At 66.0% G+C, this 14,830-nt stretch carries 14 protein-coding genes; 7 read left to right on the top strand and 7 right to left on the bottom strand.

The annotated features are described in order from the left end of the window. Positions 1-55 precede the first annotated feature (55 nt). The 4 genes from U1703_RS10990 to U1703_RS11005 are packed head-to-tail and all read left to right on the top strand — an operon-like array spanning position 56 to position 2,030. Positions 56-472 (top strand): VOC family protein, encoded by a 417-nt coding sequence (locus U1703_RS10990; protein ID WP_320451649.1) that lies wholly within the window; start codon positions 56-58, stop codon positions 470-472. Positions 473-482: 10 nt separating this feature from the next. After that, positions 483-1,199 (top strand): hydroxyacylglutathione hydrolase, encoded by a 717-nt coding sequence (gloB, locus tag U1703_RS10995; RefSeq protein WP_332785709.1) that lies wholly within the window; start codon positions 483-485, stop codon positions 1,197-1,199. Positions 1,200-1,233: 34 nt separating this feature from the next. Next, complete coding sequence (locus U1703_RS11000; protein WP_332785710.1) at positions 1,234-1,662, top strand: hypothetical protein; 429 nt, start codon at positions 1,234-1,236, stop codon at positions 1,660-1,662. Beyond that, a complete protein-coding gene (locus U1703_RS11005; RefSeq protein WP_332785711.1) occupies positions 1,662-2,030 on the top strand; it encodes a hypothetical protein in 369 nt (122 codons plus the stop codon). The genes U1703_RS11000 and U1703_RS11005 overlap by 1 nt, the downstream gene beginning before the upstream one ends. Before the next feature lie 166 nt (positions 2,031-2,196). Here the strand turns inward: U1703_RS11005 and hslU are convergent, their stop codons facing one another. The 3 genes from hslU to phaR all read right to left on the bottom strand — a co-directional run bounded on the left by hslU (position 2,197) and on the right by phaR (position 5,019). Continuing rightward, on the bottom strand, positions 2,197-3,495 hold the full coding sequence (gene hslU / locus U1703_RS11010) for an ATP-dependent protease ATPase subunit HslU (protein ID WP_332785712.1): 1,299 nt from the start codon (positions 3,493-3,495) through the stop codon (positions 2,197-2,199). A gap of 12 nt (positions 3,496-3,507) precedes the next feature. Then, entirely contained in the window at positions 3,508-4,050 is a 543-nt protein-coding gene (hslV, locus tag U1703_RS11015) for an ATP-dependent protease subunit HslV (RefSeq protein WP_261268874.1), read from the bottom strand. A 405-nt stretch (positions 4,051-4,455) separates the two neighbouring features. Beyond that, a complete protein-coding gene (gene phaR / locus U1703_RS11020) occupies positions 4,456-5,019 on the bottom strand; it encodes a polyhydroxyalkanoate synthesis repressor PhaR (RefSeq protein WP_320451859.1) in 564 nt (187 codons plus the stop codon). 40 nt (positions 5,020-5,059) lie between these two features. Here phaR and U1703_RS11025 point away from each other — a divergent pair, with 40 nt between their 5' ends. From U1703_RS11025 to U1703_RS11035, 3 genes are all read left to right on the top strand, one after another. Further along, positions 5,060-6,118: an alpha/beta fold hydrolase gene (locus U1703_RS11025; RefSeq protein WP_332785713.1), complete on the top strand. Its 1,059-nt coding sequence runs from the start codon at positions 5,060-5,062 to the stop codon at positions 6,116-6,118. A 24-nt stretch (positions 6,119-6,142) separates the two neighbouring features. Then, entirely contained in the window at positions 6,143-7,315 is a 1,173-nt protein-coding gene (locus tag U1703_RS11030) for an acetyl-CoA C-acetyltransferase (RefSeq protein WP_332785714.1), read from the top strand. A gap of 186 nt (positions 7,316-7,501) precedes the next feature. Further along, entirely contained in the window at positions 7,502-10,681 is a 3,180-nt protein-coding gene (locus U1703_RS11035) for a TonB-dependent receptor domain-containing protein (protein ID WP_332785715.1), read from the top strand. Positions 10,682-10,732: 51 nt separating this feature from the next. Here the strand turns inward: U1703_RS11035 and alr are convergent, their stop codons facing one another. The 4 genes from alr to U1703_RS11055 form a co-directional block, all read right to left on the bottom strand. Next, a complete protein-coding gene (gene alr / locus U1703_RS11040; protein ID WP_332785766.1) occupies positions 10,733-11,761 on the bottom strand; it encodes an alanine racemase in 1,029 nt (342 codons plus the stop codon). A 189-nt stretch (positions 11,762-11,950) separates the two neighbouring features. Then, positions 11,951-12,943, bottom strand: a complete 993-nt coding sequence (mmsB, locus tag U1703_RS11045) for a 3-hydroxyisobutyrate dehydrogenase (RefSeq protein WP_332785716.1) — start codon at positions 12,941-12,943, stop codon at positions 11,951-11,953. Positions 12,944-12,975: 32 nt separating this feature from the next. Continuing rightward, positions 12,976-13,752, bottom strand: coding sequence for an enoyl-CoA hydratase (locus U1703_RS11050; protein ID WP_332785717.1), 777 nt, complete (start codon positions 13,750-13,752; stop codon positions 12,976-12,978). A 13-nt stretch (positions 13,753-13,765) separates the two neighbouring features. Continuing rightward, positions 13,766-14,815, bottom strand: a complete 1,050-nt coding sequence (locus tag U1703_RS11055) for an enoyl-CoA hydratase/isomerase family protein (protein ID WP_332785718.1) — start codon at positions 14,813-14,815, stop codon at positions 13,766-13,768. Positions 14,816-14,830 lie beyond the last annotated feature (15 nt).

Below are 14,830 nucleotides of genomic sequence, written 5' to 3' on the forward strand. Positions count from 1 at the left end.
GCGCCACGCGATCGGGGGTACATCACCGGCCCTCATGGCAAAGTCAGGATACAGGATGCGTTATCTCCACACCATGATCCGCGTCAGCGACCTCGACGCCAGCATCCGCTTCTTCGCATTGCTGGGACTGGAGGAGGTGCGCCGCATCGACAATGAGCGCGGCCGTTTCTCGCTGATCTTCCTGGCGGCGCCCGGCGACGAGGGGCGGGCCGAGGTGGAACTGACCCATAATTGGGACCCCGAAATCTATACCGGCGGCCGCAATTTCGGCCATCTCGCCTACCGCGTCGACGATATCTACGAGACGTGCCAGCGGCTGATGGACGCCGGGATCACGATCAACCGGCCGCCGCGCGACGGGCACATGGCCTTCGTCAAGACGCCCGACGGCATCTCGATCGAGCTGCTGCAGGACGGGGCACTCCCCCCGGCCGAGCCCTGGGCCTCGATGCCCAATATCGGCACCTGGTAAGGGCGGGTCGATGGAAATCGTTCGGGTCCCCGTTCTTTCGGACAATTATGCCTGGCTGATCCATGACTCAGGGAAGACGGTCGCCCTCGATCCCGGTGAGGCGGCGCCCGTCGCCGCCGCCGCTGCGGCGCGCGGCTGGACGATCGACCAGGTCTGGCTGACCCATTGGCATCCCGATCATGTCGGCGGGGCCGCCGCACTGAAGGCGGACGGGGCGTCGGTGGCAGGCCCGGCGGCGGAGGCCGACCGGATCGACGGGCTCGACACGCTGCTGGCCGAAGGCGACACAATCGCGGTCGGCGATGCGGCCGCGACCATCTGGGCGGTGCCGGGCCATACGGCGGGGCACATCGCCTTCCACCTGGCCGACCGGGCGACCATCTTCACCGGCGATACGCTGTTCGCGATGGGATGCGGCCGGCTGTTCGAGGGGACGGCGGCGCAGATGCACGCCAATATGCGTCGCCTGGCCGCGCTGCCCGGCGATACCCGCGTCTATTGCGGGCATGAATACACCCTCTCCAACGCGCGCTATGCCGCCGTCGCCGAGCCCGACAATGTCGCGATCGCCGAGCGGCTGGCCGATGTCACTGCGATGCGCGAACAGGGGGAGCCGACCATCCCGACGACGATCGCACTGGAACGCGCAACCAACCCCTTCCTGCGCTCGGTCGATGCCGACGAACTGGCGGAGCGACGTGCAGCCAAGGACGCGTTCAAGGGTTAAGCAACTGCTACAGGGGCCTTCTGACGGAGACGAAATGATGCGTATCATAACGTTGGCTTCTGGTCTGATCCCCCTGGCCCTGCTGGGCGCGTGCACCCTGACCCCGGCGGAAAAGGCCAGGGTCGAACAGCGCGCCCGGACCGAGCAGGCCGATCTGGCCAAGGCGTTGAGCGGGCTGACCCCGCAGGCCCCGACCCAGTGCATCAGCCAGTATCGGACTCAGCAGGTCCGCTCCTATGGCCCCGCCATCGTCTATACCGTGTCGCCGCGCCTGAAATATGTCAGCCGGACCGCGGGCGGGTGCGACAATGTCGGCGGTTCGGGCAACAACATCTTCGTGACGCGGACCACCACCGGCCAGCTCTGTTCGGGCGACATCGCCCAGACGGTCGACCGCGCATCGGGCTTCTTCACCGGCAGTTGCAGCTTCGGCGAATTCGTCCCCTATCGGCGGGACCGGTGATGCGTCGCATCGTGACCATCGCCGCCGTCGCGGCGCTCACCCTGACGCTGTCGGCCGCCAAGTCGGACCCCTTTGCCGGGCGCGTCGAGGGGCCGCCAGTGCAGTGCGTCGATACCAGCACCACCATGTCGGGGCCGGTCATTGCCGACAAGGACGTGATCATCATCAATGCCGGCCGCCGCCTGTGGCGGGCCAAGGTGCGGGGGCAGTGTTTCGGCATTCAGCCGTTCAACACGCTGCTGATCGACCGCTGGGGCTCGCAGGTCTGTCGCAACGACCGGTTCCGGGTGTTGCAACAGGGGCTGTCGATCCCGTCGCAATGGTGTTTCTTCGACGGGTTCGTGCCGTATGATCGGGTGAAAAAATAGACGCTTTGGCCTGTGGCCTACCCTCCCCCACCCCCTCCCGCCTGCGGGAGGGGCGTGCCAAGAGCCTGGCTTACGAATGAGTCGAAACGTCTGATCTTGTCGCTCCCCTCCCGCAAGCGGGAGGGGATGGGGGAGGGCCCGGTGTCTCACCGAGCCCCCGCCCCCGTTACAAGACGAACCGGCTCAGATCCGTATTCCGCGCCACCGCCGACAGTTGCTTGTCGACATAGGCCCCATCCACGGTCAGCGTCGTTCCCTGACGGTCCTCCGCCTCGAAGCTGATATCCTCCAGCAGCTTCTCCATCACCGTCTGAAGCCGCCGCGCGCCGATATTCTCGACCTGGCCGTTCACCTCGGCGGCGATCCGCGCGATCGCGGCGATGCCGTCCTCGGTGAAGGAAATCTCGACGCCCTCGGTGCCGATCAATGCCTTGTACTGAAGCGGCAACGAGGCTTTGGTATCCGACAGGATCGCGACGAAATCGCTCTCGGTCAGCGCCTTCAACTCGACGCGGATCGGCAAGCGGCCCTGAAGCTCCGGCAGCAGGTCGGACGGCTTGGCGACATGGAATGCGCCGGACGCGATGAACAGGATATGGTCCGTCTTCATCGGGCCGTACTTTGTCGCGACCGTCGTCCCCTCGATCAGCGGCAACAGGTCGCGCTGCACGCCCTCGCGGCTGACCGAACCGCCGCGCACGTCGGACACCGCGATCTTGTCGATCTCGTCGAGGAAGACGATCCCGTTCGCCTCGGCATCGGCCAGCGCGGCGCGGCTGACCTCGTCCTGGTCGAGCCGCTTGTCCGCCTCTTCCTCGACCAGCTTGGTCCAGGCCGCGCCGACCGTCAGCTTGCGGCGCTTGAGCGGCTGGCCGCCACCGAACGCCTTGCCCATCATCTCGGACAGGTTGATCATCTGCGGCGCGGCGCCGGGAATCTCGAACGGCGTGGCCTGGGCCTGTTCCAGTTCGATCTCGATCTCGGTCTGGTCGAGATGGCCGTCGCGGAAGCGCTGGCGGAACGCCTCGCGCGTCGCCTGGCTCGAATCCTTGCCGACCAGCGCGTCGAGCAGGCGGTTCATCGCCGCCTCTTCCGCCTTGTCCTTCACCGCGACGCGGCGGCGTTCCTTCTCCAGCCGGATCGCCTCCTCGACTAGGTCGCGCGCGATCTGCTCGACATCGCGGCCGACATAGCCGACCTCGGTGAACTTGGTCGCCTCGACCTTGACGAAGGGCGCGTCGGCCAGCTTGGCCAGACGGCGGCTGATCTCGGTCTTGCCGCAGCCGGTGGGGCCGATCATCAGGATGTTCTTGGGCGTCACCTCGTCGCGCAGATCCGCGCCCAACCGCTGGCGACGCCAGCGGTTGCGCATGGCGACGGCGACGGCGCGCTTGGCGTCGGCCTGGCCGATAATGTGCGCGTCTAGTGCGGCGACGATCGCCTTGGGGGTCAGCTGGTCGTTCATGGTGGCCCTAGATTACTGCGCGCCGTCGATGGCTTCGAGCGTGACGCGGTCATTGGTGTAGACGCAGACTTCGGCGGCGATCGCCATCGCCTTGCGCGCGATCGTCTCGGCATCCTGTTCATAGTCGACGAGCGCACGCGCCGCCGCGAGCGCGTAATTGCCACCCGAGCCGATCGCGCAGATGCCGTTCTCAGGCTCCAGCACGTCGCCATTGCCGGTCAGGATCAGCGTCACGTCCTTGTCGGCGACGATCATCATCGCCTCCAGGTTGCGCAGGAACTTGTCGGTCCGCCAGTCCTTGGCGAGCTCGACCGCAGCGCGCAGCAGCTGGCCGTTGTGCCGTTCCAGCTTGGCCTCCAGCCGCTCGAACAGGGTGAAAGCATCCGCCGTCGCGCCCGCAAAGCCGCCAATGACCGATCCGTCGCCCAGCCGCCGGACTTTGCGCGCATTGGGCTTCATGACCGTCTGGCCCATCGAAACCTGACCGTCCCCGGCCACCACCACCCGGCCGCCACGGCGCACCGAGCAAATCGTCGTGCCATGCCAGGTGGGCATGGCGTGTTCGTTACCGCTCATGCGCGGCGATATGGAGTCGGGGGGCGGCGGGTTCAATGATCGAGATGACGGTCCATCAGTCACCTCCGTTCCGCCTGAGCGCAGTCGAAGGTCACGCCAGAACGGAGCGGCGAGTCGACTCCCATTCCTCCCCTTGCAGGGGAGGTGGCAGGCCGCAGGCCTGACGGAGGGGTGTCACGGGTTGAGGGGAAGGACTGTCCTTACAGGCGGTGACACCCCTCCACCAGCTTCGCTGGTCCCCCTCCCCTTGCAGGGGAGGAATAGAGAAGGCCCCGCGTTTACGGTTACAGCGTGGCCTTCGACTTCGGCGCGATGCGCCGAAGTTTATCCTGAGCGACAGGCTTGCCAGCCAGTCGAAGGGCTCAGGCGGAACGGAAGACGAGATTACTCCCCCAGTTTCTCGATCTTGTCCTTCAACGCCGCCAGTTCCGCCTTGAGTGCGGCCATCTCGGCATCCTTGCTTGCGGCGGGGGCGGCAGGCGCCGGGGGGGCGGCAGGCGTCACCGCGCCGGGGGCGAACCCCTGCGCCGCCGCCTCGAACATCGCCAGGTTCCGCTTGGCCATGTCGGCGAACGGCGTATTGGCGAACGCGCCCTCGACGGCCGATTTGAACTGCTCCTGGTTGCGGCGGAAGCTGTCCATCGACGCCTCCAGATAGCCGGGCACCACCGCCTGCATCGAGTCGCCGTACATCGAGATCAGCTGGCGCAGGAAATTGACCGGCAGCATCGTTTCGCCCCGGCTTTCCTCTTCCATGATGATCTGGGTCAGGACATTATGGGTGATGTCTTCGTCGGTCTTGGCGTCGACCACCTTGAAGTCGCGGCCCGCCCGGATCATCGCCGCCAGATGATCCAGCGTGATGTAGGAGGAGGTTTCAGTATTGTAGAGCCGCCGGTTCGCGTATTTCTTGACGATCACAATGCCGTCCGCCGCCTGCTTCTTCATCGAACCCCCGCCTTTCATGATTTTGGTACAGCCTAACGCCATGGATTTCGCATCGCAACACGGTCCGCGCCCTTTGCCGCTGTTCCTGGCGATGTTGCGCAGCGAGGCTGCGGAAAACCCCGACCTGGTGCAGCGCGCCATGACGGGCCTGAAGCGATTTCAGACGGCAAGCCGCGAACGTCCCATGCGAAGCCTGCCCGTCCGGCGGCGGCGCGGCCGGGTGACATTGCGCGATGCGGGAGGGGGAGCGACGGCCTCCGGGCGTCCCGTGCTGTTCGTCCCCTCGCTGATCAACCCGCCCTCGATCCTCGATCTCTCCCGCGACCGCTCACTGATCCGCTGGCTGCGGACACGGGGATGCCATCCCTGGCTGATCGACTGGGGCACGCCCGGCACGAGGGACCGCGACATCGACGTGGCGGGCCATGTCGAGCGCTTCCTGCTGCCCCTGATCGCGACCTTTCCGACCCCGCCGGTCCTCGTCGGCTATTGCCTGGGCGGGACTCTGGCGCTTGCGGCGGCCGCGCGCAGCAGGGTCGCCGGGCTCGCCGCGATCGCCGCGCCCTGGCATTTTTCGGGCTATGACGACGAAGCCCGCGCCGCGATGGCCGCGCAATGGGCCGCGATCAAGCCGACCTCCGAAGCACTGGGCCTCGTCCCCATGGAGGCGTTGCAGGCGGGCTTCTGGCGGCTCGACCCGGCGCGGACCATCGCCAAATATGCCGCCTTCGCCGATCTCGATCCGCGCAGCGAGGCGGCGCGTCGTTTCATCCGTCTGGAGGACTGGGCGAACCAGGGCGCCCCCCTGCCCCACGCCTTTGGCCGCGAGTTGTTCGAGAAGCTGATCGCCCAGGATCGTCCCGGCCAGGGACAATGGCGCGTTGCCGGGGCGACCGTCACACCCGCGCAATGCGACGCCCCTAGCGTCGAGTTCGTCGCCACCGCCGACCGGATCGTCCCCGCCGCCACCGCCATCGGCCTGTCCGACCGGCGCGCGGGGGGCACGGGCCATGTCGGCATGGTCGTCGGCGGCCGCGCGGAGCAACAGCTCTGGCAGCCGCTCGCCGACTGGATCACCGCCCTCCCAACACCTAGATAGACCGTACAGAAGAGAGGAACCTTCATGACCGAGATCGTCATCACCGCCGCCAAGCGTACCCCCGTGGGCAGCTTCCTGGGCGCCTTTGCCGCCACGCCCGCGCACGAACTCGGCCGGGTGGCGATCACCGCCGCGCTGGAACAGGCGGGCATCAAGGGCGACGACGTGTCCGAGGTGATCCTCGGCCAGGTGCTGACCGCCGCGCAAGGGCAGAATCCGGCCCGCCAGGCATCGATGGCTGCGGGCATTCCGAAGGAAGTGCCGGCCTACGGCGTCAACCAGGTCTGCGGCTCGGGCCTGCGCGCGGTGGCGCTGGGGCTCCAGGCGATCGCCAATGGCGATGCGACTATCGTCGTGGCGGGGGGCCAGGAGTCGATGTCGCTGTCGCCCCACGCCCAGACGATGCGCGGCGGCACCAAGATGGGCCCGCTGACCATGGTCGACACCATGGTGCATGACGGCCTGACCGACGCCTTTGCCGGTTATCACATGGGCATCACCGCCGAGAACCTTGCCGAGCAGTATCAGGTGACCCGCGACGAGCAGGACCGGTTCGCCGTCCGCTCGCAGAACCTGGCCGAAAAGGCGCGCGGCGAGGGCCGCTTCAAGGACGAGATCGCCCCCGTCACCATCAAGGGCCGCAAGGGCGACACCGTGGTCGCCGATGACGAATATATCCGCGCCGGTGCCACGATTGAAAGCGTATCGGGCGTCCGCCCTGCCTTCAAGAAGGACGGCACCGTCACCGCCGCCAACGCCTCCGGCCTGAACGACGGCGCCGCCGCCATCGTCCTGATGAGCCGCGAGGAGGCCGAGAAGCGCGGCGCGCCCGTTCTCGCCACGATCAAGAGCTGGGCATCGGCGGGCGTCGATCCGTCGGTGATGGGCATCGGCCCCGTCCCGGCCACCAAGCGCGCGCTGGAAAAGGCGGGCTGGACCGTCGGCGACCTCGACCTGATCGAGGCGAACGAGGCGTTCGCGGCACAGGCGCTGTCGGTCGGCAAGGAACTGGGCTTCGACCCCGACAAGGTCAACGTCAACGGCGGCGCGATCGCACTCGGCCACCCGATCGGCGCCAGCGGCGCGCGCGTCCTCACGACTCTGATCTACGAAATGCAGAAGCGCGACGCAAAGAAGGGCCTCGCCACGCTGTGCATCGGCGGCGGCATGGGCATCGCCATGTGTGTTGAGCGATAAACACGCCACTTTTCGAAAATTTCGCAATTAACAGTTGGATTGCAGGGATGTGTCAGTCGTGTCACATCCCTGCAACAACGATGACAATAAATTCGTATCTCGTTGCACTGACGCTTGTTTTCCAACCCGAAATTCCTTTCCCTGCGATGAACGGACATGAACGATCCGTCATAACGGGGGTAAAGAATGAACATGCGTACCCTGCTGGGGGCCTCAGCGCTCGCTAGCACCCTGGTCCTGATGCCGGTCGCGGCGCTTGCGCAGACCGCCACTTCGGGAACCACCGCGACGCAACCGCAAGAGGATGCCGCTACCGATCCCAACGTCGCCGAACGCAGCGAACAGGCCGCAGGCGACGTCATCGTCACCGGCTCGCGTCTGGCTCGTCCGAATCTTGACTCGCCGACCCCGGTTACCTCGGTCACAGCCGAGTTGCTGACCTCTACCGGCAACCTGAACCTGGGCGATTCGCTGAACCAGCTGCCAGCCCTGCGTACTACTTATAGCCAGGCGAACTCGACGCGCTTCATCGGCACTTCGGGCCTGAACCTGCTCGACCTTCGTGGTCTGGGCACGCAGCGCACCCTGGTCGTCGTCAACGGCCGCCGCCACGTGACTGCGCAGCCCGGTGGCTTCGTAATCGACACGAACACCATCCCGACCGATCTTTTGGAACGGGTCGACGTCGTGACCGGCGGCAGCTCGGCCGTGTACGGCTCGGACGCCATGGCGGGCGTCGTCAACTTCGTCCTGAAGCGCGACTTTGAAGGTGTCCGAGCGACGGGCCAGAGCGGCATCTCCAGCCACGGCACGCGCGGTTCCTATTTCGGCGCGCTGACGGCCGGTAAGAATTTCGCCGAGGGCCGCGGCAACATCGCAGCGTCGGCAGAATACTCCTTCTCAGACGTGGTGTATTTCACGGATCGTGACGACATCACCGGTGCTTTTTCGGGCCGTCGCCAGTTCAACGCCGTACAGAATACCGGCCCGCAGTTGAACCCGAATGGTGGCGTGATCCGCACCGGCGGTGAGCCTTCAACCGGTGACGGCATCCCCGATACCAACTTTCTGTCCAACATTCGGAACGGCACGATCTCGGAAGGCGGCGTGTTCGCGTCTTCCTGCCCGACAGTCGCGGCCACAGGTGAGTCGGCGGCAGCCTTCGCGGCCCGCCGCGCCTTTACCTGCACAGGTATCGCCAATGTCGGCAGCTCAAATCCGCTAGCGCAATATGGCCGTAACTTCCTGTTCAATCCGAACGGCACGCTGACGGCGAACAATTGCATCACCGATCTTCGTCCCGCCTCGACGAACTGCGTCGGCGGTGGTGGCTCCACGCTGCGCCTGCTCGGCATGTTGCAGCCTCGCATGGAGCGCGTTTCGGGCAACCTCTTGGCACACTTCGACATCTCGGACGCCTTCAAGCCGTTCATCGAAGCCAAGTATGTTCGGATCAAGTCGTTGCAGGAAGGTCAGCCGACCTTCGCTACAAACTCGTTCAGCATCAACAATCCGTACCTGACCGACCAGGCCCGCTCGACGCTGCGTCAGGCACTGGCGCCCGGCGCAACGACCTTCGTGGCGCAGCGCTTCAACGTCGACTTCGGCGGTCGCGGTGAGGATCATACCCGTGAAACCTTCCGTATCGTCGGCGGCATCGAAGGCGATTTCGCCAAGGGTTGGCATTATGAAGTGTCGGCCAATTATGGTCGCCTCGACACCTTCTACCGGACGGCGGGCAACTACGTCACGCAAAAGTACAACAACTCGATCAACGCCGTGCGCAACGCCGCCGGGCAGATCGTCTGTGGTATCAATGCCGACGCCTCGACCGCGAATGACGACGCGGCCTGTGTGCCCGTCAACCTGTTCGGCCAGGGCCAGGTCAGCCAGGCAGCACTGAACTATTTCTCGGTCAACTCGACGCGCAAGCAGAAGGCCGAGCAATTCGACCTGCTGGGCTTCGTCAACGGCAAGCTGTTCCGCCTGCCCGGCGGCGACGTCACCTTCTCGCTGGGCGGCGAATATCGTCGCGAAACGGCCTATTCGAAGTATGACGATCTGACCGCCAGCGGGGCAACGTTCCTGAACGCCATCCCGACTTTCGCCCCGCCCGCCTATGATATCAAGGAAGCGTTCGGCGAACTCAGCGTACCGCTGCTGGCCGATCGTCCGTTCTTCCACGAACTGACCCTGACCGGTGCGGCGCGTGTGTCGCACTATAATGTGGGCAATGCCGGGACGCCGTGGACCTACAATCTGAACGCAATCTGGTCGCCGATCCGCGATATCACGATCCGTGGCGGCTATGCTCGTTCGGTCCGTGCGCCGTCGCTGAGCGAACTGTTCACGGCCAACAACCAGACTTTCGCCCAGCCTTCGGATCCGTGCAGCCAGAACAACATCAACAACAACCCGAACCGCGCTCGCAACTGCGCTGCGGCGGGCGTGCCCACGACCCAGACGTTCAACGGCACCACCGAACCGTTCACCAACGGTACGGCGGCCAGCATAGCGGGCGTCAATCGCGGCAACCCGAACCTTAACGCCGAAAAGAGCAACAGCTTCACGATCGGCGCGGTGTTCCAGCCGCAGGCAATCCGTGGCCTGTCGCTCACCGTCGACTATTATAATATTACGATCAAGGACGCGATCGTCTCGCTGGCGGCCCAGACGCTGATCAACCAGTGCTATGACAATCCCAGCGGCATCAACAATCAGTATTGCGCTGCGGTCATCCGCAACCCGAACGGCACTTTCGCCGGTCAGTCGAGCGTGATCCATGCCGGTACTACTATCCCGCTGACCCCAACGGGTCCGTCGTTCTTCTCGCAGGGTTTCAATTTCGCCAAGCTGGAAACTTCGGGCATCGACTTCGACCTGTCCTATCGCACCAAGATCAGCGACACGGGCACCCTGAGCCTTCGTGTTCTGGCCAGCTATGTGGCGCAGAACAACGGCTATACCGATGTGGGCGATCCGACCTTCCGTGACCGCTACAAGAGCGAGCTTGGCTATTCCGCATGGCGCGGCCAGTTCGTCGGCAACCTGAACTTCGAAACCTTCGACCTTCAGTACCGCCTGCGTTACGAAGGCAAGTCGACCATCGGCGAGTGGGAAACGCAGAACAGCTATGACGGCCGTCCGGCACGCAATCCCGATGCCTTCCCGGTGGTGTATTATCCCGAAGCGTTCTACCACTCGATCCAGGTCGGCTTTAACGCAACCGAGCGCTTCCGCTTCTATGTCGGCGTGGACAACCTGACCGACGTGAAGCCGCCTTACGATCTGATCGGTACGGCGTCGGGCGATCCGTATGACAATATCGGCCGGTTCCTGTACGCCGGGTTCAAGGCCAACTTCTGATCCAACCGGATCGACTTGATCGGGGCTCTTCCTTCTGGAAGGGCCCCTTTTTTATCCCCGCGCGAAGCGCTGGGCGAGGCCGGTCAGCAGTTCGTATTGCGAGACGCCAGACATCTCGGATGCCTGTGCCAGGTCATACTCCATGGCCAGCCAGTCGCCCTCGGCCAGGTCGGGTTGCTTCGAGACGTCGATCGCGGTCAGGTCCATCGACACGCGCCCCAGCACCGGCAGCCGTCGCTCCCCGACGACCGCCGCGCCAAGACCCGACAGGGCGCGACGATAGCCGTCGGCATAGCCCAGATTGATGATCGCGACCTGCGTGTCGGCGGGTGCGGTCCAGGTGGCGTTGTAGCCGACCGTCTCTCCGGCGCGGACCGTGCGGCGTTGCAGGATCTGGGCCTCGGGATGCGCGACCTGGCGCAGATGGGTCGCCATGTCAGCGCGCGGGATGCCACCATAGAGCGCCAGCCCCGGCCGGGTCAGGTCGAAATGATAGGCTCCCCCCAGCCCTATCCCCGCCGAATTGGCCAGGCTCATGCGACGAGCGGCCGTTTGGCCGGCCAGTGCGGCAAAGGCGGCCTGTTGCCGCGCATTCATCGCGACATCCTCATCGGCGCAGGCCAGGTGGCTGAGCAGCGTGTCAATCTCCAGGCCGTCAAGCAGCCCCTCCGCCACCGCCACCACCGACACGCCCAGCCGGTTCATCCCCGTATCCACCATGACGTCGCAGAGACCGCCGCCCGCCTCCTTCCAGCGGACGATCTGCTCGGGCGTGCTGAGCGCGGGGCGGGCGATCCCGGCCTTTGCGGCGGCCATGTCCTCGGCGCGCAGGCCGTGCAGCACCGAGACGGACAGGCCCAGCGGTGCCAGCGCCAGCGCCTCGGCCCAGTTGGCGACGAAGAAGTCGCGGCATCCCGCCTGGGCCAGCGTTTCGGCGACCAGCGTTGCGCCCAAGCCATAGCCATTGGCCTTCACCGCCGCGCCGCACGCCGCCTGTCCGCTCAACCGGTCGAGCGCCTGCCAGTTGGAGACAAGTGCATCGCGATCGACGCGCAGGCGGAGGGGGGCGGCAATATCCATCACCCTCCAGGCTTTAGGCCGCAATGACGGGTGGGAAAAGGCGGCTTGGGTTTTTCCGGGGCCATCTCGCCCCCCCGCCCCGTTCGGCCCGAGCGCAGTCGAAAGCCAAGGGCATCCCCCCGCCAAGCCTATGTCGAGAGGGCAGAACGCGGCCTTCCACGTCGCTCAGGCCGAACGGGGGGTAAGGGATTATCGCAGCGTGCGGATGATCCCGGAGAAGTCCACCGGTGGCTGCCCCTCGCCGACGAACACCGTGTACAGCTCCGCCGCCTTCTCGCCCATCGGCGTGGTCGCGCCTGCGTCGCGCGCGGCCTCCATGGCCAGCTTCAGGTCCTTCAGCATCAGCGCCGCCGCGAAACCGCCCTGATAGTCGTGATCGGCGGGCGTCTCCGGCCCGACGCCGGGAACCGGGCAATATTTGGTCATCGACCAGCTTTGCCCCGACGATACCGAGGCGATGTCGTAGAAGGTCTGCGCGTCCAGCCCCAGTTTCTCGGCCAGCACGAACGCCTCGCAGGTTGCGATCATCGTCGCGCCGAGCAGCATGTTGTTGCAGATCTTGGCCGCCTGGCCCGCACCGGGACCACCGGCATGGATTACCGCCTGGCCCATCACGGACAGGAAGGGCTCGGCGCGTTCGAACGCCTGGTCGGGCCCGCCGACCATGAAGGTCAGCGTCCCCGCCCTGGCCGCGGCGATCCCGCCCGAGACGGGGGCGTCGACCGCCATCATGCCCTTGGCCTGCGCCGCGTCGGCCACCCGACGCGCGGTGGCGACGTCGATGGTCGAACAGTCGATCAGGATGGCGGAGGGCGGCGCGGCGGCAAAGACCGCATCGGCATAGACACGCTCGACATGGGTTCCGGCGGGCAGCATCGTCACGACCGCCTCGACGCCGTCCATCGCGGCAACCGCGCTGTCGACGGGCAGGCACCCCGCCGCCTTTGCCGCGGCCAGCGCATCCACCGACAGGTCGAAGGCGCGGACGTCATGCCCCGCCTTTGCCAGATTGGCGGCCATGCCGCCGCCCATATTGCCCAGGCCGATAAAGGCGATCCGCGCCATATTGCTGTCTCCTAAAGTCTTCTTTTTTCTTCTTGAGCCCCTCCCGTAAACGGGAGGGGTTTGGGGAGGGTAGCGCCACGAGCGATGGTCTCGGTGAGACTCTGTGCCCTCCCCCATCCCCTCCCGCCTGCGGGAGGGGATGGGTCACATCAGCTGTTGGTCCAGACCGGCGGGCGCTTTTCGACGAACGCGGCCATGCCTTCCTTCTGGTCGGCCGAGCCGAACAGGCCGTGGAACAGCCGCCGCTCGAACTGCACGCCCTGTGCCAGCCCCATGTCGAAGGCGGCGTTGACCATTTCCTTGTTCGCGCGGGCTGCGATCGGCGCCATGCCCGCGATCGTCGCGGCGGTCTTCATCGCCTCCTCGACCAGGTCGGCGGCGGGGATGATGCGGGCGACCAGCCCGGCGCGCTCGGCTTCCTCGGCATCCATCATCCGGCCGGTCAGGCACATCTCCATCGCCTTGGCCTTGCCTACCGCATGGGCGAGCCGTTGCGAGCCGCCCATGCCCGGCGTCACGCCGAGCTTGATCTCGGGCTGGCCGAACCTGGCCGTGTCGGCTGCCAGGATGAAGTCGCACATCATCGCCAGCTCGCACCCGCCGCCCAGCGCATAGCCCGCGACCGCCGCGATGATGGGTTTCCGGGTGCGGGTAAAGTCGTCCCAGCCGGTGAAATGGTTGCGGCCGTACATGGCGGCAAAGTCCATCTCCTGCATTTCCTTGATATCCGCGCCCGCCGCGAACGCCTTGGGGCTGCCGGTGATCACGGCGCAGCGCTGTTCCGGATCAGCATCATAGGCGCGCATCACGTCGAGCAGTTCGGCCAGCAGTTCGGCATTCAGCGCGTTCAGCGCCTGCGGCCGGTTGAGCGTGACCAGGGTCACCGCCTCGCGGCGCTCGACGATCAGGGTGTTATAGTCGGTCATGCGGGCGTCCTCTTCAGCGGTCGTCGGGTGTCCAGGCCTGTCCCTCGGGAAGGGCAGCAAAGATATGGTCGATCATCGTATCGGTCACGCCCTCCGGCGTGGCGGGGTCCCAGCGGGGGGCATTGTCCTTGTCGACGATCAGCGCGCGGACGCCTTCGACGAAGTCGGGCCGCTGTACGACATGGGCAGCGACGCCGTATTCACGGCGCATCTCGTCGGCAAATTCGATGGTCCGCCTGCCCTCGCGCAGCAGGCGGAGCGATACCTTGCAGGCCTGGGGTGATTTGGTGCGCAATATGGCCAGTTGCCGGGCGGCCCATTCGCCGCCATCCGCCTCCAGCGTGGCGATGATATCCTCCAGCGTGTCGGCGGCGAACAGCCGGTCGATCTCGGCGGCATGCGCCATGATCCTGGCCTCGGGCGCGGGCGTCGCGAGCCGGTCGAGCGTCGCGGCGATTTCCTGCGGCGCGGCGATGATCGCGGCCTTGGCCTCCTCCAGCGCGGCGCCAGGCAGGTAATGCGTCGCCAGTCCCAGCGCATGCGCCTCCGCCCCGTCGAGCCGGTGGCCGGTCAGCGCGAGGAACTCACCCATGCGGCCGGGCAGGCGCGAGAGATACCAGCCGCCGCCCACATCAGGGAACAGGCCGATCCCCGTCTCGGGCATGGCGAAGCGGGTATTCTCGGTCGCGACGCGGAAGCGGGCGGGGGCCGAAATGCCGACGCCGCCGCCCATGGTGATGCCGTCCATGAAGGCGACGATCGGCTTGGCATAGGTGAACAGCCGGTGGTTCATCCGGTACTCGGCATGGAAGAAACCGCGCGCCGCCTCGCCATCGCCCGCACCGCTTTCCGCCAGCAGGCGGATGTCGCCGCCCGCGCAAAAGCCGCGCCCCTCGGCATGGTCGATGATGACCGCCTCGACATCCAGGTCACCGCGCCAATCCTCCAGCGCGGCCAGAACGCCCTCGCACATCTCGCGGGTCAGCGCGTGGATCGCCTTTGGTCGGTTGAGCCGCAGCCGCCCGACCGGGCCTTCGCGGGTGACGATCAGGTCTTGGGTCATCGCCTCTACCTCTAT

The organism is Sphingomonas flavida, from assembly GCF_036663655.1.
Lineage (GTDB): Bacteria > Pseudomonadota > Alphaproteobacteria > Sphingomonadales > Sphingomonadaceae > Sphingomonas.